General features: G+C 68.1%; 13 protein-coding genes and 4 pseudogenes. 10 read left to right on the top strand and 7 right to left on the bottom strand.

Going from position 1 to position 22,512, the window contains the following annotated elements; translation table 11 throughout:
• Positions 1 to 156: 156 nt before the first annotated feature.
• Together PBV52_RS02985 and PBV52_RS02990 are read right to left on the bottom strand one after the other, a co-directional pair.
• A pseudogene (locus tag PBV52_RS02985) lies at positions 157 to 403 on the bottom strand (tyrosine-type recombinase/integrase); the annotation flags it as partial.
• A 132-nt stretch (positions 404 to 535) separates the two neighbouring features.
• Positions 536 to 3,358: a glycoside hydrolase family 2 TIM barrel-domain containing protein gene (locus PBV52_RS02990; protein WP_274236684.1), complete on the bottom strand. Its 2,823-nt coding sequence runs from the start codon at positions 3,356 to 3,358 to the stop codon at positions 536 to 538.
• Between the two features lie 410 nt (positions 3,359 to 3,768).
• Here PBV52_RS02990 and PBV52_RS02995 point away from each other — a divergent pair, with 410 nt between their 5' ends.
• The gene (locus PBV52_RS02995; RefSeq protein WP_274236685.1) at positions 3,769 to 4,158 is read left to right on the top strand and encodes a PIN domain-containing protein; all 390 of its coding nucleotides are present in this window, start codon (positions 3,769 to 3,771) and stop codon (positions 4,156 to 4,158) included.
• Positions 4,159 to 4,500: 342 nt separating this feature from the next.
• Here the strand turns inward: PBV52_RS02995 and PBV52_RS03000 are convergent.
• Together PBV52_RS03000 and PBV52_RS03005 are read right to left on the bottom strand one after the other, a co-directional pair.
• Positions 4,501 to 5,022, bottom strand: a pseudogene (locus PBV52_RS03000) (tyrosine-type recombinase/integrase); the annotation flags it as partial.
• A gap of 85 nt (positions 5,023 to 5,107) precedes the next feature.
• Positions 5,108 to 5,782, bottom strand: coding sequence for an SMI1/KNR4 family protein (locus PBV52_RS03005; RefSeq protein WP_274236686.1), 675 nt, complete (start codon positions 5,780 to 5,782; stop codon positions 5,108 to 5,110).
• 123 nt (positions 5,783 to 5,905) lie between these two features.
• Here PBV52_RS03005 and PBV52_RS03010 point away from each other — a divergent pair.
• Positions 5,906 to 6,169: pseudogene (locus PBV52_RS03010) on the top strand (aldo/keto reductase); the annotation flags it as partial.
• Positions 6,160 to 6,882, top strand: coding sequence for a FadR/GntR family transcriptional regulator (locus PBV52_RS03015; protein WP_274236687.1), 723 nt, complete (start codon positions 6,160 to 6,162; stop codon positions 6,880 to 6,882). The pseudogene PBV52_RS03010 and the gene PBV52_RS03015, both read left to right, overlap by 10 nt.
• 78 nt (positions 6,883 to 6,960) lie before the next feature.
• Here PBV52_RS03015 and PBV52_RS03020 read toward each other — a convergent pair whose 3' ends face one another.
• Positions 6,961 to 8,913, bottom strand: coding sequence for an RICIN domain-containing protein (locus PBV52_RS03020; RefSeq protein WP_274236688.1), 1,953 nt, complete (start codon positions 8,911 to 8,913; stop codon positions 6,961 to 6,963).
• Between the two features lie 880 nt (positions 8,914 to 9,793).
• Between PBV52_RS03020 and PBV52_RS03025 the strand changes: the two genes are divergently transcribed.
• The 4 genes and pseudogenes from PBV52_RS03025 (at position 9,794) to PBV52_RS03040 (ending at position 15,245) form a co-directional block, all read left to right on the top strand.
• Positions 9,794 to 11,224, top strand: coding sequence for a glycoside hydrolase family 43 protein (locus tag PBV52_RS03025; protein WP_274236689.1), 1,431 nt, complete (start codon positions 9,794 to 9,796; stop codon positions 11,222 to 11,224).
• A gap of 363 nt (positions 11,225 to 11,587) precedes the next feature.
• A pseudogene (locus PBV52_RS03030) lies at positions 11,588 to 12,458 on the top strand (family 43 glycosylhydrolase); the annotation flags it as partial.
• Positions 12,437 to 12,904 (top strand): AbfB domain-containing protein, encoded by a 468-nt coding sequence (locus PBV52_RS03035; protein WP_274249245.1) that lies wholly within the window; start codon positions 12,437 to 12,439, stop codon positions 12,902 to 12,904. The pseudogene PBV52_RS03030 and the gene PBV52_RS03035, both read left to right, overlap by 22 nt.
• A gap of 73 nt (positions 12,905 to 12,977) precedes the next feature.
• A complete protein-coding gene (locus PBV52_RS03040) occupies positions 12,978 to 15,245 on the top strand; it encodes a glycoside hydrolase family 97 protein (protein WP_274236690.1) in 2,268 nt (755 codons plus the stop codon).
• 22 nt (positions 15,246 to 15,267) lie between these two features.
• On the opposite strand, the gene PBV52_RS03045 is transcribed toward PBV52_RS03040, so the two are convergent.
• Positions 15,268 to 15,633, bottom strand: a complete 366-nt coding sequence (locus tag PBV52_RS03045) for a hypothetical protein (protein ID WP_274236691.1) — start codon at positions 15,631 to 15,633, stop codon at positions 15,268 to 15,270.
• 356 nt (positions 15,634 to 15,989) lie between these two features.
• On the opposite strand from PBV52_RS03045, the gene PBV52_RS03050 reads away from it, so the two are divergent.
• A complete protein-coding gene (locus PBV52_RS03050; RefSeq protein WP_274236692.1) occupies positions 15,990 to 17,348 on the top strand; it encodes a glycoside hydrolase family 43 protein in 1,359 nt (452 codons plus the stop codon).
• Between the two features lie 30 nt (positions 17,349 to 17,378).
• Entirely contained in the window at positions 17,379 to 17,651 is a 273-nt protein-coding gene (locus PBV52_RS03055; RefSeq protein ID WP_274236693.1) for a hypothetical protein, read from the top strand.
• Here PBV52_RS03055 and PBV52_RS03060 read toward each other — a convergent pair.
• Positions 17,611 to 19,593, bottom strand: a complete 1,983-nt coding sequence (locus PBV52_RS03060) for a glycoside hydrolase family 31 protein (RefSeq protein ID WP_274236694.1) — start codon at positions 19,591 to 19,593, stop codon at positions 17,611 to 17,613. The two genes, PBV52_RS03055 and PBV52_RS03060, sit on opposite strands and share 41 nt — an antisense overlap.
• Before the next feature lie 575 nt (positions 19,594 to 20,168).
• Here PBV52_RS03060 and PBV52_RS03065 point away from each other — a divergent pair.
• Positions 20,169 to 22,478, top strand: coding sequence for a beta-L-arabinofuranosidase domain-containing protein (locus PBV52_RS03065; RefSeq protein WP_274236695.1), 2,310 nt, complete (start codon positions 20,169 to 20,171; stop codon positions 22,476 to 22,478).
• Positions 22,479 to 22,512 lie beyond the last annotated feature (34 nt).

Here is a 22,512-nt window from a genome sequence, read left to right on the forward strand (position 1 = left end):
GCCCTTCCACCCGGGAAGGGCCCTTCGGGCCTCCCGGTGCAGCACCCGCACCCGCACCCGCAGCGACAGCGACAGCGACAGCGACAGGAAGGTCTCGCGCAGGGCGCCCGCCAGTGTCTCGCTGATGCCGGCGGGACACGCGACGACCACTTTCTACTCGGAGTGCTGATAGATCGCGGCCTGTTCGGAGGACTGACCTGCGTGGACCATCGTGTTTTGAGGGGGCGCCCGAGTGTGTCAGCGGGGTGTGTCCGGTGTGACGAAGTTCGTGGAACCGGAAGCCGTCCGGGAGGCCGACGGCCGCGCGAGCGCGTCGTCGCTTTCCGCCGACGGAGGTGTGCCGGAAGGGAACCTCTCTCTCGCCGAGGAAGACCAGTCCGTCGGACTCCACCTCGGCGTTCCAGGCGCAGCGCTGCGTCACCTCCTGGGGGAAGGAACTGCCCGTGCCGGCGGCGGTGAGGTCGAGCACCTGTAGGAAGCGCCGGTCGGCAGGGGACCGGCCGCATGGTGCGGCGTCGGCGATTGGGTGGACGGGCTACCGGGAGAACGAGAAGTACAGGGTTCGACCGTAGTCGCCCGTCGCTGTGGTGGGGCCGCCGCTGGGGCCGAGCGCGGCCGGTGGGTCGAACTTGGTGCCGATCGCCGGGATGGCGTCGAGGAAGGAGAGGTCGCCCTTCGGGAAGGGCGGCGCGGTGTGGCGGGGGTCGGGTCCGAACCGGGGTGTGAAGAGGCGCAGGTAGAGGTCCTCGTCCTCGCAGACCACGGTGATGCGTCCGGCGGTGGTGTGCAGGGACGCCCAGCGGACGCCCGCGTGGTAGCCCTTGAACTCCGGGTACACCCAGCCGTCGGCACCGGTCGCGGTGTCGTTGTACTGCTTCGTCCAGACGTCCGTCGCGACGCCGCGCAGCCGGTTCTTCCACACCCTGTGGGGTCCGTGGCCGAGCCATGTCACGCCGGTCACCTGTGATTCGGGATGGTCGAAGCCGACGCCGAAGAGGTCGTGCTCGCCGGTGAGGTGGTAGCGGTAGTCCAACCGCAGCCAGCCGCTGGGGTGCAGATGCCACCGGACGTGGCGCAGGACACCGGAGTACTCGGCCTGCACCGTGTAGCCGTTGCCGTCGGGCCCGTGCGTCAGGCGGGTGAGATCGGCCGTTCCGGTGGTGGGCAGCGGGCCGCGGGACAGCGCGAAGTCACTCCCTCGGTGGGTGACGCCGGCCAGCATGCCCGTCGTGGCGTCGAGCGTGACCGTGGTGTGGCGGGATGCGAGGGTGAGCGTGTCGTCCGAGAGAGAGCCGCGTACGGCCGGTCCCGGGCCCGTCCGCACCAGTCGTCGGGCCTGGTCGGCGGCGGGCGCGATGGTCCATGTCCAGCGGCGGATCTCGCGGCCGTCGGCATCGGTGACGGTGAGCGCCACGGCGTCGGCGCGTCGCCAGCCGGACGGCAAGGGCAGGCGCAGCACTCCCTGCCCACCGGGCTCGATGTCCGGAGCGGAGGCGGTGCCCTGGGCGCGCACCGTGTGGCCGTCCCGCCGCTGCGACGGGGTGCGGAAGTCCAGGAGCCGCCAAGTGAACCGGCAGGTACGGGTGTTGGTGAAGGCGTAGTGGTTGGTGAGGCCGATCCGCCCGTCGAAGTCGTCCGGCAGGCCGGAGGCGAACCGCTCCGGTTCGGCGAGCTGTACGGGGGACCAGATGTCCTTGATCGTGTAGAAGCTGGCCTCCTTCTCACGGAAGGGGCCGAGGATGCCGTCGGGTGCGGCGTTGCCCGCCACGTCGATGGCGCCGCCGAGGTCGTCGCGCACGATGCCCTCGTCGACCAGTGCCCACAGGAAGCCTCCGGCACAGAGCCGTTCACGGCCCATCAGCTTCCAGTAGTCGTCGAGGCCCGCGCCGGCGCCGCCGTCGTAGAGGCCGTGGAGGAACTCGGTGGGCATGAAGACGTCGCCCTGTTCCTGGAGGATGCGGCGTGTGCTGTCGTACGTCTCGTAGTGGTCGGTGTTGATGCCGCCGAAGTTCGCCCAGGGGTGGAGAACGTTGCGCTGCTGGGGGTCGTGGCGGGCGTAGTCGTCGTCGAGGGCGGTGTTCCAGCCGCCTTCGTTGCCGTTGCACCAGAACAGGATCGACGGGTGGTTGACGTCTCGGGTGACCATCGAGGCGACGAGGGGCCTGCCCGTCTCCTCGTCGTAGAACTTCTGCCAGCCGGCCAGTTCGTCGAGCACGTACAGCCCGAGTTCGTCGGCGAGGTCGAGGAAGTGCGGGTCCGGCGGGTAGTGGGACATCCGGACCGCGTTCATGTTCATCTCCTGCATCAGGAGGATGTCCTTGCGGCTGATGCGCGCGCTGGTCGCGCGGCCGGACGTGGGCCAGATGGTGTGCCGGTTGGCTCCCTTGAGGAGGATCTTGACTCCGTTGACGTAGACGCCGTCGCCCGGGCGCACCTCGACGGTGCGGAAGCCGAATCTCTCCTCGACGCGGTGGACGGTGCGGCGGTCGCCGGCGAGGAGCGCGATCTCGACGCGGTAGAGGTGCGGGGTCTCCGCGGTCCACTGTCGGGGGGAGTCGACAGCGGTCCTGAGTGTCACCGTCGTGTCGCCGGGAGCGACGGCCGCGGTGAACGGGGCGCCGACCGGGCGTCCTGAGAGGTCGGTGACCCGGGCCGTGAGGCAGTCGGCGGAACCAGTACCCGACAGATGGGCGTCGATCCGCAGCGTGCCGTCGGCGCGGGCGTCCACGGCGATGCGTTCGATGTGCTGGAGCGGCAATGCCTCCAGATGGACGGGGCGGTAGATGCCGCCGAAGTTCCAGTAGTCCCCGAGGCGTTCGGCCCGGTTGACGGAGTCGTCGGTGGACTCCTTGCTGACGGTCACCTCCAGGAGGTTGTCCTGCCCCGGACGCAGCTTTCCGGTCACCTCGTAACGGAACCGGTAGAAGCCGCCGCGGTGGACGGGCCCGGCCGACTCGCCGTTGATCCACGCCTCGGTCTCGGTCATCGCCCCTTCGAACACGAGGAAGACGCGTCTGTCACGCCAGTGGGCGGGCGGCGTGAAGGTGTGCCGGTAGCGGCCTTTCTCCTCCGGGCGCAGATTCCACCCGTAGTTGTACGTGCCGTATCCGTGGAACTCCCAGTTGGACGGCACCGGGATGCTGCCCCAACTGCCGCTGCGCCGCCCGCTGGTGCACAGGAAGTCCCAGTCGACCGGGTGGTCGGCGTCCTCTCCGGACAGATACAGGCGCTCGGTGCACGTGGAGGCGCCCGCTGCGTCGGCCGTCCCGGCGGCCCGGGCCGAGCCCGCGGGAAGGCCTCCGGCGACGGCCGCGCCGGCGACGCCGAGGATCAGAACGCCACGGCGTGACAACTGCATGACATCTCCAGCCTTCAAGGAACCGTCGGGGTGGGGAACGGCGGGGACGTGCGGGGTAGCCGACGGGCCCGGTCGGCACACGGCAATCGAAGCGCTTGCGCGCACAACGCCGCAGGTCACAGCACACGTGCAGGAGCGACGACGACATTAGGAGTCGAATGAATCGAACACAAGAGGGCAGCAGAAGGTACAGGCGCCTCCGGAATCGCCAAGTCAGCGCCGGCACTGCAAAGCCGCGGCACTCGGAGCAGCTCATCACACGACGGACATCGTCGTGTCGGAAGGTCCGGGCGACGAGGTCCGCCGGGATCGGTTCCGCGCTTCGAACGCTGGACGGGCGGCACCTTCCCCCGAGTTCTCCCCTGAGACAGACCTGGCGGATCACCGAGGCGCAGCGCGCGGCGCCCGGCATGACCTTCAGCATGCTGCGCGGCGACGCCGAGCAGTACGGATGGGACCAGGCGGCAGCCGCCGGGCTCATCGCCGCCTGCCCCATCACCGAGCTGGAGTTCTTCTACAGCGCACGTTCCGCCGCCGACCGCGCACAAGGCATCGAAGACATCCGCCTGCTCTTCGGCCGGGTGCCGGTCGACGACCGCGCCTACGACCGCGCCTGGCAGGTCCACGAGGTCCTCACCCAACGCGGAAAGCACCGCAGCGCCGGAGCCGTCGACCTCGTGCTGGCCGCCACGGCCGAGCTGCACGGGCTCACTCTGCTGCACCGCGACCGGGACTTCGAGTGCATCGCCGCCGTCACCGGCCAGGCGCTCCAGTGGTACGGACCCGATGCCGGCAAATGAGCCAAGGACGAGTACCGGCCGTTTCCGGGGAAGTCGCGGCCATGAGCCTTGCAGCGCCAGAACGGGCTTTCACTCAAACCCTGTGCACACGCGAAGGCATTCCCCAACTGGACGTCCGACCGAGCCCAGCCCGAACACAGTGCCCGTCCGCGCACGCGCTCTGCCCACCGGTCTTCGCGCCCCGTGCCCATAGCGTGCCCGTAAGAGCGGACAACCACGGTCAACAACGATGCGATCCCACCCGCACGACCGCCAGAGCCAAAGCCATCTGCGCACGTCATGGCCATATGGCCCGCCCAAGCGCCATCGCTTCCCAAGCTGAGAGCGCGAGTTCGATTCTCGTCACCCGCTCCATGCGAAACCCCCAGGCCAGAGCCCCGGGGGTTCTTTGTTGTCCAGACCGGTGGGCGGGGTGCGCACCACATCCGCACCATTAGGGACCAGGTCGTCGAGGCCGGCGGCTACCTCGCGCTGCCGCTCGTCGTCGGAGTGCTGATAGATCAGCGCGGCTTTCTCGGAGGACTGACCGGCGCGGACCATCGTGTCCTTGAGGGTGGCACCGGAGCGGGTCGAAAGCGTGTGCCCGGTGTGACGAAGGTCGTAGAAGCGGAAGCCGTCCGGGAGACCGACGACCGCGCGAGCCCGGCGCCACTTCCGACCGAAGGAGGTGCGCCGGAACGGGGCGCCCTTCTCACCGACGAAGACCAAGCCCTCGGGCCCCTTCTCGGCGTACCAAGCGAGATGCCGCTTCACCTCCCTGTGCAGGAAGGCCGGGAGCACGACGACACGGACGCCCGCCTCGGACTTGGTCTCACCGGGAGCGCGTCTGCCGTTGGTCCGCTCGGGCTCGGCGACACGGACGCGGCTTCGTACCGTTGGCCCACCGCCAAAGCGCACAACTGCCCTCCTGCGCATACGCCTTTAAGCCTGGAGCACTTAACCACCCGTCCTAGCGGCCACGCCGCACGAGAGCCTCAGTCTTCTCGACCCAGTCGAGGTACCACTCAGCGAATCCGACCCGCCCGAGGGGACTGAACCGTCCGTCCCCTGCACGCTCGTCGAGCCACACTTGCCCGCACTGTGGGCCAGAGACGACCAGCCAGTCGAAGTAGCCGCACCCTTCGTGGCTGAGGCACACAGCGCCGGACAAGAACCAGTCGGACAGCTTCTCGTCCTCCCCCAACCAGGCGCGGTACGCCGCGTCGAAGACAGCTTCGTCCTCGAAATGTGACTCGACGGGCTCCTTGCGCTCATGCTCGACTTGAGCACGCACGCTTTCCTCCGCATCCGGGAAGGGGAAGCGCAGCCGCTCGTGGGCGGTACCGCCGCCGGGGTCACTCCACAGCCACCCGGCATCTGTGCGGGACAGGGTCGTGAGTCCATAGAAGGGTCCGGCGCCGCCGGCCCCGACTTCGAGCAGAAAAGCCCGGTAGTCCGCGGGCAGCGAGACGCCCCACTGAGCCTCTGCCTCGGCGACACTCGCCTCCGAGAGCGGATCAGCAAGCTTGAAGCGGTGACCAGTTCCCCCGTACTTGTCCCACGCGCCGAAGACCTCCCGCGCCTTGTCAGCACGGGCCAGAATCTCCACCCGCTCTCGGACACCCCTCCAGACCATCGCCCCCATGAACCGAAGCGTAGGCCAACGGATCTACGCCGGGCGCACATACAGCCAAGCCGGGACACGTGGTGTCAAGCATCAGGTGAAACCGCAGCGTCAACCATCCACCGAGACGGAACAGCCCACTCGCTCGCCCGCGCCCGGGAGATCGCCGAGGTCTGCGCGGCACACGGGACCACCCTGCCCGCCGCCGCGATCGCCTTCCCGCACACGCACCCCAGTATCATCAACGTTACCCTCGGTATGCGGACTTCGGAACAGGTCGGACGAAACGTGGAACTCCATGATCAGCGCGTCCCCGACAGCCTCTGGGACGATCTCCGCACTCAGGGGCTGATCAGGCCGGACGTGCTCCCGGGGCACGGTGGGGGGAGGGATGAGCGATGTCTCTGACGGACAAGGCAATCGAGCGGATCCGTGAACTGATCCGGACCGGTGCGCTGCCTCCGGGCTCGAAGCTCCCACCGGAGCCGGACCTGGCCGCCCAGCTGGGCCTGTCCCGCAACCTCGCCCGGGAAGCGGTCAAGGCACTGGCCGTAGCGCGGGTTCTGGAGGTCAGGCGCGGCGACGGAACGTATGTGACCAGCCTGCAGCCGAGCCTGCTCCTGGAGGGGCTGGGCGGCGCGGTGGAGCTGCTGCAGGGCGACTCGGTCGCCCTGCAAGACCTCATGGAGGTACGGCGGCTCCTCGAGCCGATGGCCACGGCTCTTGCCGCCACGCGGATCTCCGATGCCCAACTGGCCGAAGTGAAGCGGCACTTGGACGCCATGCGCGAGGCCCGCGACAACGTGGAACAGCTCAACATCCACGACGCCGCCTTCCACCGCGCCGTCGTCTCGGCCACAGGCAACGAGACCCTTCTCACCCTCCTGGAAGGGATCTCCGGCCGCACCCTGCGCGCCCGCATCTGGCGCGGTCTGGTCGACGACAAGGCCGCGGGTCGCACCCTCGCCGAGCACGAGGCGATCTTCAACGCGCTGTCCACCCGTGATGCCGCCCTCAGCCAGGCCGCCGCGCTGCTCCATGTGAGCAACACCGAGCAGTGGCTGAGGGAACACCTGCGTTCGAGCGAACCTCTCCCCTCCGGGACGACAGCGCGGAAGTGACGGGCGGGCGCCGCCGGTGGTGCGAAGTGGTCGTCGAAGCATCCGGACCATCGAAGGCGTCGCCCGTCGTCGGGATCGTCAGACGGCGATGATCTGCCACTGCTTCTCAGGCGCGCGGTTGTACGTGGACTGGTTGATGTTGGCCCCGTCGGCGGTCGAGCCTCCGTCGACGTTGAGCGACAGTCCGCTGAACCGGTTGGTGAGGTAGTAGTAGCCGTCGCCGGTCGGCGTGACCGCCCAGTGCTGCTGGGGAACGTTGTTGTCCCCGTAGATGGCGACGTTCCCGCCCTCCACCCGCGACAGGCCGGCCACCTCCATCAGCTTGCCGCTGTTCACGTTCTTGATCTCGTAGTAGCCGTCTCCCGTGGAGGCGAAGGTCCACTTCTGGGCGGTGTTGTTCAGCCACGGCCACTGCTGGATGTTGGTGCCGTTGGCGGTGCCGAAGTTGAACACGTCGGCGACTTTGCCGCTCTTGCGGTTGACGATGCGGTAGACCGTGCCGTTGCCCGGCAGGACTCTCGACACCAGGGCCGGCTTGGCCGTCCGGCCGCCGATCCTGACGCCGCCCATGTTGGCGTAACCGCCGGTGGCCGCGTTGGCCTGGATCCGTACGAAGCCCACGTTCCGGGCGGGCCATTCGGCCACCTTGGTGGCCTGGTTTCCGGTCCAGGTGCCGGTGGCGACCTGGGTGAAGTTCGTGCCGTCGGTGCTGGTGGAGATGGTGTACGAGGTGATGTCGCCGTCGGTGGTGTTGCTGCGGTTCCACTGCTTGGGCAGGTACTCCAGGGTGGAGACGTTGCTCCACACCCCGCCCAGGTCGATCGTGATCGAGTGGGGCAGGGCCGAGGACAGTCCCCACGTCGACCAGCAGGTCTCGTAGCCCCTGTCGCTCAGCCCGTCGATGGCGTTGAGCGGTCCCTCGCCGGAGCGGAATGCGGTCGCGTAGGCGCTGACCGGTGTGACGGGGTGCTCGGCGCGCGGCATCTGCGTCGGCAGTGGCGGCCTTGAGGTGTCGGGGCTCCAGGCCGCGCCGACTTCGGCGAGTCGGTTGACGATGTTGGTGTCGAGCCTGCCGTTGCGGTTGGGCGGGCAGTTGAGGATGAACGAGGTGTACTTCGGTTCCAGGTCGGCCAGGTGGGACAGGATCGCGTCCTTGCTCATCGGGTCCTGGGTCGGCGTGTGCGGATGCCAGAACCAGCCGTTGCTGATCGTCTGTCCCTGTGTGGCCGCGTAGGTGTTCCCGGCCGGCGCCGAGACGCCCAGCGGCTCCTCGAAGTAGATCGCGTCGCCGAGGAACGGCACCGACAGAGCACCGTGGTCGATCATGACGATGTCCGGCTGGAGCGACTTCACGTGCTCCCGGATTCGCTGGTAGGAGACGGCCTGCTGCCCCATCTGCCACCCGTAACCATCCGTGATGAACATGTCGATGGTGCCGTAGTTGGTGAGCAGCTCGGTGATCTGACCGAGCATGAAGGTCATGTCGCTGGGCTGGATGGCATCGGTGATCTCGAGACCGGACACCTTGTGCCGGCTCTCCCACGCCTCGACGCCGAAGGTGCGATCCCATATCGAGTAGTAGAACCCGACCCTCAGCCCCTTCGCCCGGAAGGCGTCGCAATACGCCTTCACCACGTCCTGCTTGTAGGAGCTGTTCGCGACGTTCTGGGTGCCGTAGGCGCTCGGCCACAGGGCGAAGCCATCGTGGTGCTTGGTCGTCAGGATGCCGTAACTCATCTTCGCCGCCGCGGCGGCGGCAGCCCACTGGGCACAGTCCACGGCCGTGGGCGCGAACAGAGCAGGGTTCTGGTTCGGGGCGGCCCACTCCTCATTGGTGAACGTGCCCAGGCTGAAGTGGTTGAACATGCCGAACCGCATGTTCACCAGCTTTTCCAGGTTGGTCTGGGGGTCTGCGGCGGCCGCCTCCGCCAGCAGGCGCGACAACGCGGGGGTCACGGGCAGCGCGGTCGCGGCCACAGCGGCGCCCGCGGCGCCCAGCAGCGTGCGACGGGACAGTCTTCCTGACGACATGGGGCTTACTCCTACGTCCAGGGGGATTCGGCGTATGCATCTACGGGAAACCGCCCGTCCGTTCGCGGGAGGGAGGCCGTACGCCCCGACGATGTGGGCACGAGGGCATCCCTTGGCGGAGAGAACACACGAGTGGCGCGGTACTCCTGGGTGTCGGGTACCGGTGTTACGCATGAAGTTCGACCATGTAACCCGTTCTTGTCAACGGGCGTGCAGGGATGAACTGCCATACACGGGAAGTCGTTCTGCGCGCTAACGGCAGTGATACTGCGATTCGTCTGTCGCTATACATCGCATGTCTGGCGCGTCCTTGCGGGTCCCACGGACTACTGCTGTCGGAGGCATTGACGCGTTCTGATTCCCAAGCTTAACGTCTGCCCGACCGTACGAACATCGTTCGACTTATCGAACAACTCGCTTCGGCGGACTGGGAGTCGGCTACGGAGGCTTCCTTCCACCGAGCACGGGGAGGCACACCGCACGGCGCAACAGCGGCCGGGACCCGGAGGCGGAGACCGGGTCGACCGCCGCTCACTTCGCCGTACCCGAAGGCCGTTGGGCTTGGACAAGAGAGAAGCACAGGAGAGAAACAGGAGCCGCACGAGAACGGGACGCCGCAGCGGCACATCCGAAGAGCCGCCTCGCAGGAGCCGAAAGAAGCACCAGACCGTCTCGCCGCACCGCGCCCACACGCGCTCACCACGGCGAAGTGCACCCGCACACAGGAGACACACCGCTACCCGGATCCAGCCGGCCCCTTCCGCGTCGTGCGGCAGCCGGTCCTGTCCCGCCAACACCGAAACCGAACTTCCCCCCGCGCCACTCCGATTTGGGCAACTTTCGCCCGGTGATGGCCTTTGCAGAACGACAGGAGACGTATATGTCCGCGCTTCACGCCCGGCTGTCGGCGATATTGCTCACCGTATGTCTGCTCCTCACATCCCAAGCCTTGATCACACCGAACCGGGCGGCCGCTGCCGACCCGGGCTACCTGATGCTGCACTTCACCGGCGAGGGGTCGACCGGTCAGCAGATGTACCTCTCGCACAGCGCGGACGGTCTGCACTGGAACGACCTCAACGGCGGGGCGCCGATCCTGCGCTCCACGATCGGCACCAAGGGGGTGCGTGACCCCGCACTGGTGAGATCCCCCGACGGCAGCAAGTACTGGATCATCGCGACCGACCTGTGCTGGGGCTGCGGGTCGACCGTGGACGGCTCCATCAACAACGGCAGCCGCAACCTCGTGGTGTGGGAGTCGACGGACCTGGTCAACTGGTCGGAGCCGTGGCTGCTCAACGTCGCCGGCGCGATCCCCGACGGCCGCAACGCCTGGGCCCCGGAGGCGATCTTCAACCCCGAGACAAACGACTACGTCCTGTACTGGGCGACGAACGTGCCCCTCGACGGCAAGACGAAGCACCGCATCTTCTACGCCCGGACCAAGGACTTCCGCTCCATCACCACCCCGCAGATCTACATCGACCGCCCCGGCGCCCAGGAGCTCATCGACACCCAGATCGTCGAGGTGCCGGCCGGCGTCGGCAACTACCGCTACGTACGCGCCTCCGGCGACGGCCAGATCACCCTCGAAGGCAGCAACTCGATCCTGGGGACGTGGACCAACCTCGGCAACCTCTCCGGCATCGGCCTGACCGGCGCCCAGGTCGAGGGCCCGATGTGGATGAAGTTCCGCGACCGCAACGAGTGGACCCTGTACCTCGACCAGTACGCCTCCCGTGGCGGGTACATGCCGGTCACCACGACCAACCCGTCCAACCCCGGCAGCTACAACCTCCCGGCATCGGGAAGCTACAACCTGGGCGGCACCAAGAAGCGCCACGGCTCGATCCTGCCCCTGACGGCCGCCGAGGAGACCCGTGTGCTCGCCCGCTGGGCCAGCACCCCGGCCAAGCGGCTCCAGTCGTTCAACTTCCAGGACCGGTACGTGCGGCACGCCAACTTCGACGTGCGCATCGACCAGAACATCACCGGCCCGGATGCACAGTTCCGGCTGCAGCCCGGTCTGGCCGGCAGCGGCACCACCTCCTTCGAGTCGGTGAACTACCCCGGCTACTTCCTGCGGCACGCCAACAACGACTTCCAGCTGGTCCGCAACGACGGCACCGCCCAGTTCGCCGCGGACGCCACCTTCCGCCAGGTCGCCGGCCTCGCCGACTCGAGCTGGTCCTCCTTCCAGTCGTACAACCACCCCGACCGCTACATCCGGCACTTCGCGTACCAGCTCCGCCTCGACACCATCACCACCGCGACAGCACGCGGTGACGCCACCTTCCGCGTGACGAACTGACCCGACGCCGACGGGGATGCCGGCGCCTTCACGGCGAACCCCTCGCCAGCCAACCGCCCACCAGCGGAGCCGGCGCCGGCTTCCCCTCCACGAGCCATCCCGGCGACCCCTACGTCCCAGCACACGTCTCCCCACCACCGACCGCCATCGAGTTCAGCGGGGCCGCGTCCGGTCGACCAACGCGTGGTGATGACCGCCGAGGCCTCGCACGCCCTGCCACAGCCATGTCTTCTTCAGGGATGTGAATCCATGCACAGCGTGAGACCTTCCGGCCGCCGCAGGTTCCGGCCGGGCGCTCTGGCCGCCACGGCCGCCGCCTCACTCCTGTTGGGCCTTGCCGGCCCTGCCGTGCCCGCCCAGGCTGCGGAGAGCCCGGTCCTGCCAGGGCTCACCGCCGACCCGAACATCATCCGCTTCGGCGACACCTACTACATGTACCCGACGACCGACGGCTTCCCGGGCTGGAGCGGCACGCAGTTCAAGGCGTACTCCTCCAAGGACCTGGTCAACTGGACGGACCACGGCGTCATCCTCGACCTGGGACCGGACGTCAGCTGGGCCGACATCCGGGCCTGGGCCCCGGCGATCGAGGCGAAGAACGGCAAGTACTACTTCTACTACTCCGCCGACACGAACATCGGCGTCGCGGTCTCCGACTCGCCCACCGGCCCGTTCAAGGACCCCCTGGGCAAGCCGCTGATCGCCCGCGGCGCGTATACGGGCCAGATGATCGACCCGGCGGTCTTCACCGACGACGACGGCCAGTCCTACCTCTACTGGGGCCAAGGCCGCGCCCGCGTGGTGCCGCTGAACGACGACATGATCTCCTTCGACGCCTCGAAGGTCCGCGACATCACCCCCGTCGGCTACAACGAGGGCACCTTCGTCATCAAGCGCAAGGGCACCTACTACTTCATGTGGTCGGAGAACGACACCCGGGACGAGAACTACCGCGTCGCCTACGCCACCGGTCCCTCCCCCACCGGCCCCTGGACCAAGCAGGGCGTGATCCTCGAGAAGGACCTCTCGCTCGGCATCAAGGGCACCGGCCACCACTCCGTCGTCCAGATCCCGAACACCGACGACTGGTACATCGCCTACCACCGCTTCGCCATCCCCGGCGGTGACGGCACCCACCGTGAAACCACCATCGACAAGCTGGAGTTCACCTCCGACGGCCTGATCAAGAAAGTCGTCCCCACCCTGAGCAGCATCGACCCGGTCACCGTCGGCACGGCCCTACCGACCAACACCACCCGCTCGCTCCGATCGGCCAACTTCCCCGGCCGCTACGCCGTCGTGCGCTCGGACGGCCGCGGCTACCTCGACCCGGTGACGTCCTCCAGCGCCACGGCGGTCAAGCAGAGCGCCACCTTCACCGTCGTCCCCGGCCTGGCCGACTCCAAGTGCTACTCGTTCCATGACGCGTCCGGCCGCTACCTGCGCCACAAGGACCTCCGGATCCGCTTCGACGCGAGCAACGGCACGACGCTCTTCAACAAGGACGCCACGTACTGCGCGCGTCCGGGCGCGACCGCCGGCTCGGTCAGCCTGGAGTCGTACAACTACCCCGGCCGCTACCTCCGCCACTACTTCTACGAGCTGCGCATCGACCACTACCAGGACAACGCCACCTTCCGCGCCGACAGTTCCTTCACGGCGGTCAGCCCCTGGGCCTGACCGAGGCAACGTCCCTCCCACTCCCGGCGCGAGCGATGCGCCGCGGACCACCTGCAACCACCCGGAAGGCCACATGAGACTCCTCCAACGAAGCGGGGTTCGAGTCGCCGGTACGGCCGCCGCCGTCCTCGCCGTCACAGGCTCGGTCACTGCGGTGCCCGCATCCGCCGCCACGCCGGGGAACTGGACCTCGGTGCAGCCCGGTGTCGCACAGACCGGCTGTGACGGGGTGCGCGCCACCGTGGCGCTGGACGCGAACGGCGCCCTCTCGCTCGGCGCGACCTGGAACTGCCGCCAGGCCCTGATACCCGCTCCGATCGGGCTGGTGACCAGCCAGGCCGACTACACCACCGGACTGGAGTTCGTCAGCCGCACCGATTCGCCCATCTCGTACAACTACCAGGTCATGGCGGGGAAGTCCCGCGTCCGGGCGCGGTCCGCGACCGAGACGAGACTGGTCTTCGCCAAGGGCTCCGCCCAGATGACCGTGCACGTCCGCACGTCCGCGGAGGGGCTGGCGCTGCGCTACGAGATGCCGTCGGGCGCGACGGTGCTGCGCGAGGCGACCTCGTTCGAACTGCCGACTGACGCCCAGCTGTCCCGGCAGGTGTTCAGTCCCGATCACGAGAGGGGTTACGCGACCTCTACGGTCGCCGACGTGGCGACGGGCTCCTACGACATGGGCATGTTCGCCCAGCACACCAACGGCGCGCGGGTGCTGCTCGCCGAGTCCGGTGTGGACGGCAACTATTCGGGTGGCTCGTTCACCCACACTCAGGGCACCGGCCGGTTCACCGTGGCGCTGGCCGACGCTCAGATCGCGCGGTCCGGCGCGTTCACCACAGCGTGGCGCACTGCCGCCATCGGCAGCACGGCGACGGTCGTGGAGTCCACGCTGGTCGACGACGTCGCGCCCGCGTCGAAGATCTCCGACACCTCGTGGATCAAGCCGGGTGTCGCCGCGTGGCCGTGGCTGGACGGCATGGTCGCCACGCAGCGTGACCTGACCAAGCTCAAGCAGTGGGCCGACTACGCCTCCTCGCAGGGCTGGCCCTACCTCCTGGTGGACGACGGGTGGAAAGCCAACCAGGCGATCATTCCCGAGCTCGTGACCTACGCCCGGGACCGCGGCGTGCGGATCATGCTCTGGTATCACTGGCAGGACCTGGACACCGCCGCCGAGCGGGAGGCTGAGTTCACCAAGATCACCGGGTGGGGTGTCGTCGGCGTCAAGATGGACTTCATGGGTTCAGAGACCCGGGCCCGTCAGCAGTGGTACGACGCGGCCCTGGCCGACACGGCCCGGTACAAGCTGATGGTCGACCTGCACGGCTCGCGCCTGTCCGTCGGTGTCCACCGCACCTGGCCGCACGTGCTGACCAGCGAGGCCGTCCGGGGCGAGGAATACCCCGGAGGCCGGGACATCGGACACGTGGCCGCGATCCCGTTCACTCGCGGCGCACTCGGCCCGGCCGACTACTCGCCGATGAGCTTCCAGCAGCGCAACCCGAACAGCGACGCCGCCGAACTCGCCCTCGCCGTACTCCTGGACAGCGGCATCATGCTGCCCGGCAGCCGCATCCCGGACTACCAGGCCCGACCCGAGGCACAGCGGTGGCTGCGCATGCTGCCGACCGTGTGGGACGAGACGAAGTACGTCTCGGGCGACCCGAACTCCGGAGGGGTCATCGCCCGCCGCAACGGCGACCGGTGGTTCGTCGGCGCGTTCAGGCGCGGCGCCGCCGCCACCATCACCTACCCGACCACGTTCCTCGGCACCGGTACCTGGCACGCGGAGATCACCACCGACGGCTCCGCAGGCCTGACCCGCACCAGCAAGGTCATCCAGGCCGGCGACACGCTCAGCGTTCCGGCAGTCGCGGGCGGCGGCCATGTGGTCAGGCTGACCAAGGTCCCGGCCATCCCGACCGGGAACCGCACGGTGACCGTCGCCGGCAGCAGCCACGTACTCGACGTGAAGAGCAGAAGCCTCGCGAACGACGCCGAGATCATCCGCTGGCCCAGCAACGGCGGCACCAACCAGCGCTTCGCCTTCGTGCCCCTCGGCGACGGATACACGCGGATCGTCAACCAGGCCAGTGGCAAGGACGTCGTCATCCGGTACGCGTCCCGCGACGCGGGAGCGAAGGCCGTCCAGTACCCGTACGAAGCCAACGCGAACACCAACGACGAATGGCTGGCGGAAGACGCGGGCAACGGCCGTATCCGGCTCCTCAACCGCCACAGCGGTCTCTACCTCACCGCGGGCAACGCCCAGGGCGACCAGTTGGAGCAACGCCCGTTCGACGGCGCCGACCACCAGATGTTCACCGTCACCTGACGCCGCTGAACGAGACAGCCATTCAGCAGTGCATCACTGGATCAGAACCCTGCGCCCCCAGGCCGGGGCCGTGGTCGAGGGCCACGGCCCCGGTGACGGCGGCGGTGCGGTTGTGGTGGCCACGGCGTCCGCCCCCCGTCGAGCCGCCGACCGTCAGCGGCGGAACGTCCTCGAGCCGGGACCAGGGCTCGTCGGGGACGACGTTCTCGGGCAGCCCTGGTGGCACGACCACGGACCGCGCGCCGGTGCGAGCCGTCGCGCGCCCGACGGCGGCCGAGGCACCGGCCGCTCCCACCGAGCGGGAAACCTGCTGCAACTGCCGGATCTCGAACGGGCCGTAGAGGCTGGACCCGCGGTTCATCATGAGCACCCGGCCTTCGGACTTCACCTCGCTGAACAGGTGTAGCAGGCGGGACGACCAGCGACTTCCCGTCCGCGGACAGCTTGAACAGGTGCACCTTGCAGCTGTCCTAGCACGCCAGGAATGTCTGACATTTCGAACGTAGGTCGACATGCAGAATGGTGGCCCGAATACAGAAGGCACTCGCACGGAAGTCAACGTGCGCAACGGCACTGCTGCTCAGTTGTCCGGGCGGCGCGAGCCGCACCAGAACGGAACCCGTCGGAAACATTGACGGAATCACGACGCAACTCTATCTTCTGCTCGAAGTACCGCACACCGTTCGGAACTTCGAACAACATCCCCCAAGCCTCAGGGCAGTTCACGCAGAAATGGGACGAGCGTTGAACAGAACCCTCAGGGCGCTCCTCGCCCTCCTCACCTCGGTGGCCGCCCTGCTGGGGCTCACCACCGCCCTCGCCGGCACGGCCGGAGCCGCCCACCCGCCGGCGGGACAGACGACGCGGTACACAATGACCGCGTTCACCAACAGCAGCGAGTCGAACCTGTACGTGTACGACTCGCCGGACGCCACCGGATTCACCCTGCGGAAGGGCCCGGCCTACACCCCGCCGTCCGGTCTGATCCGCGACCCCAGCATCTTCAAGCACACCGACGGCTTCTACTACCTCACTTACACCACCGACTGGACCGGGAACACGATCGGCTTCGCCCGGAGCACCGACCGGGTGAACTGGACGTTCCTGTACAACCACACGATCCCGATCAGCGGGCTGACCCGCACCTGGGCGCCCGAGTGGTTCATCGACACCGACGGCAGCGTCAACGTCATCGTGTCCCTGACGTCGGCGAGCACCGCGACCCACTTCACCGCCTACAAGATCACGGCGACCAACTCCGCGCTGACCACCTGGTCCGCGCCCACCCAGCTGGCCGGCATCGGCCCGAACTACATCGACACCTTCATCGTCAAGGTCGGCTCCACGTACCACGCGTTCACCAAGAACGAGACGACGAAGTACATCGAGTACGCCACCGCCTCCAGCCTCACCGGCCCCTACACCATGCGGAAGACGGGCAACTGGGCCGGATTCGGCGACTGGGTCGAGGGCCCGGCCCTGGTCCAGCTCGACAACGGCGGCTGGCGCATCTACTACGACGGCTACCGCGCCGGGAAGTACTGGTACAGCGACAGCTTCGACAACTTCGCCACCTGGTCCACGCCCACCGAGGTGCCCGGGCTGTCCGGCTTCATACGCCACGCCACCGTGCTGAAGGAGACCGTCTCCGGCGGTGTGACCCTCCCGACCAACACCACCCGATCCCTCCAGTCCGTCAACTTCCCGGGCCGTTACGCCGTGGTGCGCTCCGACAACCTCGGCTACATCGACCCGGTGACCTCTTCCAGCAGCACTGCCGTCAAGCAGAGCGCCACCCTCACGGTCGTGCCCGGCCTCGCGGACGCCAACTGCTACTCCTTCCGCGACTCCGCCGGACGCTATCTGCGGCACTGGGACTACCGGGTCCGCTTCGACAGCAGCAACGGCACGGCCGTCTTCAACAAGGACGCCACGTACTGCGCCCGTCCGGGCACGACCGCGGGCTCGGTGAGCCTGGAGTCGTACAACTACCCGGGCCGCTACCTCCGCCACTACAACTACGCACTCCGCGTCGACCTTTACCAGAACACCGACACCTTCCGCGCCGACAGCTCCTTCACGGCGGTCAGCCCCTGGGCCTGACCTGTCCAACCCACACTCGGCCGTGCCGTCGTGGATCCCACCCGCGGCGGCGTGGCCCTCTGCCGCCCCGTAGGCGCCACGGCTGCCTACGGCGGCCCCGGAGACGAGGAACCACATGCCACGGCACCTCTCCTGGCGTGCCCGTTCCAGCACAGGGACGTGTCGCTCGGCCAGGACATCTGCGCCACCAAGCGCCGGCTCGTGCTCGACGACGCACGCGGCGTCATCCGGTCGAAGGAGCTGCGACCGTACTCGAAGGAGGTCAGCCGAGCCAGGCTGCGACGTCGGCCCCTTCTCGTATGAACACGGGGATCCGTTCCAGTGGGGCCTCCGCGTTCAGCCGCGTACCGCCCTTCAGCACGTGTCCGGTGACCGGGTCGAGCCAGCGGAAACCGTCCGGCAGATACACCTGGCGGGTCCGCGCGCCCGCCTCGTACACGGGTGCCACCAGCACGTCGGGTCCGAGCAGGAACTGGTCGTCCACGTCCCATGCCTGCTCGTCCTCGGGGAAGTCGAAGAACAGCGGGCGCATCGGCGGGGCGCCGGTGCGGTGGGCGTCCTCGGACAGCCGCATCAGATACGGGCGCAGCCGCTCGCGGAGCATCAGGTGGTCCCGGAGGATGCCGTACGCCTCTTCCCCGTAGGACCAGACTTCGTTCGGGCCGCCGGTGATGTCCGCGGAGAACGTGGGGTGGTTGGGCTTTCGGTCCCCGTGCAGCCGCATGACGGGGCTGAAGGTGCCGTACTGGAACCACCGGATCAGCAGCTCGCGGTACGCGGGGTCGTCCGGGTCACCGCCGGCGAAGCCGCCGATGTCGGTGTTCCACCAGGGGATGCCGCTCATCGCGACGTTCAGCCCGGCCCTGATCTGGCGGGCGAGGGAGTCGAAGGTGGTGGGGATGTCGCCGGACCACAGCAGGGCCCCGTGACGCTGGCTGCCCGCCCACGCGGAGCGGACGAGCGACAGCGGCCGGTCCTCGCCCGCCGCGCGCAGGCCGTCGGCCACCGCGCGGGTGTGCGACAGGGGGTAGAGGTGCGCGACCTCGGCGGCCGGTCCGGCCGCGTAGACGGCGCGGTCGGCGACCTCCCGGGGCAGATCGGGCTCGCAGGCATCCAGCCAGAAGCAACTCACGCCCAGCGAACGGTAGTTGTCGTTCAGCCGCTGCCACAGCGCGGCGCGGGCTCCGGGGTGGGTGGCGTCGTAGTACGCCATCGGGAGCGTCAGCGCCTCCCCGGCCTCCCGGGACGGCCACGCGAAGGTGAGCAGACCGCCGTCCGCGTCCCGAACGAGGTGTCCGGAGGTGCGCAGCTCGTCGTAGGTGTCGCTGCCGGGTTCGACGGTCGGCCACACCGAGACCGCGAGCTTCACCCCGAGGTCTGTCAGCTCCTTGACCATGGCGGCGGGGTCGGGCCACTCGCTGTGCGCGAAACGCCAGTCGCCCATCTTCGGCCAGTGGAAGAAGTCGCAGACGATGACGGACAGCGGCAGTCCGCGCTCCTTGTGCTGCCGTGCCACCGCGAGGAGTTCGTCCTGGGTGCGGTAGCGCAGCTTCGACTGCCAGAAACCGGACGCCCACTCGGGCAGGAGGGGCGGGCGCCCGGTGACCTGAGTGTAGGCATCGAGGATCTCGGCCGGGGTGTCGCCGGCGGTGACCCAGTAGTCGACGCGCCCGCCGGCGTCGGCGGTCCACCGGGTGGTGTCGGCGCCGAGTTCGACGCGGCCGGTGGCGGGGTTGTTCCACAGCAGTCCGTAGCCGCGCGAGGAGTGCAGGAAGGGGATGGCGGCCACGGTGTTGCCCTGGACGAGGTCGATCACACAGCCCTTCTGGTCCAGGCGCCCGTGCAGATGCTGCCCGAGGCCGTGCAGCCGTTCCCCGTCGTACGCCTCGAAGTGCTGCTCCGTCCGGCCGCCCGCCGCATGGACGCGAGGGCCGGCATGGTGGCTGTACGGGGCCTTGTCGGCGAGGAGTTCACGGCCCGAGGCAGCGTGCAGAAACCTCAGCCGCCCGTCGGCCGAGGCCTCGACGACGAGGCGGCCGTTGAGCAGTCGGGCACAGCCGTCGTCCGATACGGAGACTTCGGCCTGCGTGGAGGGCGAGGGGCTCTCCAGCGCGCCAGGGGCGGTGGGGGCGATGGTCCCCGATGCGGCCCGGACCCGGACGGCGTCCAGTCCCCAGGGCTCGATGCGGAGGATCTCTTCGGCGGTGTGCCGTTCCAGGCCGCCTGCACGGACACTGTAGGACAAGGGGATTCCTCGGTTCGACTCAAGTGCCCGGGCGCATGGTCCGTGCGGGCACGGGCTGATGTCGGTATCCGCGCGTTCATCCGGAGCGGCGCGGGCGGGGCGGAGCCCCGTCGACAGTTCGAGCTGACGTTATCCAGCTCTCGCACTCCTCACACTTCTTCTCGGCAATCCCATGTTTGACTCAGTGTCAGGGCACGGGCCGGACGCAAACCCGCCAGTAGCCAAGTCTTCGTGTCACAAGACTAGACAGAGGCAACGTTCGTATCCGTTAATCCATCCCATGTATCAGTGGAGAGGGCTGTGAGACCGAGACCCCTATGAATCCCAGGCCTCGTCACCCAGTAGGGCTGCCGCCTCCTCAGTGCCGGAGGAGTCTCACTCGCATCGGTTCTCGCCGGCACGGCGGCCGGAGCGATGGCCTCCACCAACGGCTCCGCTGTGATCGCCGGCCTGCTGGCTCTATGGCGCCGCATCGGCAGCAGACCAGCCCGGGACGTGCTGCGCCCGACCGTCGGACATGTGAGCGAACGCACCCACGACCAAGCAGTCACTCTCCTCATACCGAAAGGTTCAAGATGTCTTCCTCCGTCAGCAGACGGCGTCTCCTGCAAGCAGCCGGGGCCACGGCGGTCGCCTCTGCCACCGGATCCCTCATCGGCAGTTCTCCCGCCCATGCCGCCATCCCCCCTGCAAGGGCCGATATCGGGGTCTCCGCGCACCCCTTCGGTCTCGACCAGGTCCGGCTCACCGCGAGCCGGTGGCTGGACAACCAGAACCGTACGCAGAACTACCTGCGGTTCGTCGACGTCGACCGGCTGCTGTACAACTTCCGCGCCAACCACCGGCTGTCCACCAACGGTGCGGCTGCCAACGGCGGTTGGGACGCGCCTGACTTCCCCTTCCGCACCCACGTCCAAGGGCACTTCCTCACGGCATGGGCACAGCTGTACGCCGTGACCGGCGACACCACCTGCCGGGACAAGGCAACCCACATGGTTGCGGAACTGGCCAAATGCCAGGCCAACAACAGCGCCGCCGGTTTCAACGCCGGGTACCTCTCCGGCTACCCCGAGTCCGACTTCACCGCTATCGAGCAGCGGACCCAGACCAGCAACGTGCCGTACTACACCATCCACAAGACCCTCGTCGGTCTGCTGGACGTATGGCGCCACATCGGCAGCACACAAGCCCGGGACGTGCTGCTCGCCCTGGCGGGATGGGTCGACTGGCGCACCGGCCGGCTGAGCGGCCAGCAGATGCAGGCCATGCTGCAAACCGAGTTCGGCGGCATGAACACCGTGCTGACCGATCTCTACCAGCAGACAGGCGACGCGCGGTGGCTCACCGTCGCCCGGCGGTTCGACCACGCCGCGGTGTTCGACCCGCTGGCGGCCAACCAGGACCAGCTCAACGGACTGCACGCCAACACCCAGGTACCCAAGTGGATCGGTGCCGCCCGGGAGTACAAGGCCACCGGCACCACCCGCTACCGGGACATCGCCACCAACGCCTGGAACATCACCGTCAACGCGCACACCTATGTCATCGGCGGCAACAGCCAGGCGGAGCACTTCCGCGCCACGAACGCCATCGCCGGCTTCCTGAACAAGGACACGTGCGAGAGCTGCAACACCTTCAACATGCTCACCCTCACCCGGGAGCTGTTCGCGCTGGACCCGAACCGGGCCGCCCTGTTCGACTACTACGAGCGGGCATGGCTGAACCAGATGATCGGCCAGCAGAACCCGGCCGACAACCACGGCCACGTCACCTACTTCACCCCGCTCAACCCGGGAGCCCGACGCGGTGTGGGCCCGGCGTGGGGCGGCGGCACCTGGAGCACCGACTACGGCACCTTCTGGTGCTGCCAGGGCACGGGCCTGGAAATGCACACCAGGCTGATGGACTCCATCTACTTCCGCAGCGACAACACGCTGATCGTGAACCTGTTCGTGCCCTCGGTGCTCAACTGGTCAGAGCGCGGAATCACGGTCACCCAGACCACGACATACCCGAACAGCGACACCACGACCCTGCAGGTCACCGGCAACGTCAGCGGAACCTGGGCGATGCGCATCCGCATCCCGAGCTGGACCACCGGGGCCACCATCAGCGTCAACGGCACGGCGCAGAACATCACCACCACCCCCGGCAGCTACGCCACCCTGAACCGCTCCTGGGCCTCCGGCGACACGGTCACCGTCCGCCTGCCCATGCGGATCGTCATGCGAGCGGCCAACGACAACGCGAACGTCGCCGCGATCACCTACGGCCCGGTGGTCCTGTCCGGCAACTACGGCAACTCCGCCCTCAGTTCCCTCCCGTCGCTGAACACGTCCTCGATCACACGGACCAGCAGCAGCTCGCTCGCCTTCACCGCCACCGCCAACGGCTCCACCGTCAATCTGGGCCCGTTCCACGACGCGCACGGCCACAACTACACCGTCTACTGGGACACCAGCGGCACCAGCACCGTCCGTCTCGCCAACGTGGGCAGCGGTCTCGTGCTGGGCATCCAGAACATGTCCACGGCCGACGGCGGCCGCGCTCTGCAGTGGAACGACTCGGGCACCGCCGACCACAACTGGCAAATGATCCCCGACGGCAACGGGTTCCGCTTCCGCAATGCCCACAGCGGCAAGGTGCTCGGCGTCTTGAACATGTCTACGACCGACGGCGCGACCGTCCTGCAGTGGTCGGACAACGGCACCGCCGACCACATATGGACGCTGCTCGACCAGGGAGACGGGACCTACAAGATCCGCAACGCGAACAGCGGCAAGTTGCTCGCCATCGCGGACAACTCCACCGCTGTCGGCGCGTTCGCAGTCCAGGACTCGGACAACGGCACCGCCGACAACCGGTGGCGCATCGTGGGGAACTGAGGCCCTCCCCGGAAGCAGATTCTGGTCGCTCTCC

The sequence above is a fragment of the Streptomyces sp. T12 genome, from assembly GCF_028736035.1.
GTDB lineage: Bacteria > Actinomycetota > Actinomycetes > Streptomycetales > Streptomycetaceae > Streptomyces.

Bases quoted from the DNA above. Each gene is read 5' to 3' on its own strand.
- PBV52_RS03025 (WP_274236689.1), top strand. From the start codon at position 9,794: ATGTCCGCGCTTCACGCCCGGCTGTCGGCGATATTGCTCACCGTATGT.
- PBV52_RS03005 (WP_274236686.1), bottom strand. From the start codon at position 5,782: ATGGGGGCGATGGTCTGGAGGGGTGTCCGAGAGCGGGTGGAGATTCTG.
- PBV52_RS03065 (WP_274236695.1), top strand. From the start codon at position 20,169: ATGTCTTCCTCCGTCAGCAGACGGCGTCTCCTGCAAGCAGCCGGGGCC.
- PBV52_RS02995 (WP_274236685.1), top strand. From the start codon at position 3,769: ATGACCTTCAGCATGCTGCGCGGCGACGCCGAGCAGTACGGATGGGAC.
- PBV52_RS03020 (WP_274236688.1), bottom strand. From the start codon at position 8,913: ATGTCGTCAGGAAGACTGTCCCGTCGCACGCTGCTGGGCGCCGCGGGC.
- PBV52_RS02990 (WP_274236684.1), bottom strand. From the start codon at position 3,358: ATGCAGTTGTCACGCCGTGGCGTTCTGATCCTCGGCGTCGCCGGCGCG.
- PBV52_RS03015 (WP_274236687.1), top strand. From the start codon at position 6,160: ATGTCTCTGACGGACAAGGCAATCGAGCGGATCCGTGAACTGATCCGG.
- PBV52_RS03040 (WP_274236690.1), top strand. From the start codon at position 12,978: ATGAGACTCCTCCAACGAAGCGGGGTTCGAGTCGCCGGTACGGCCGCC.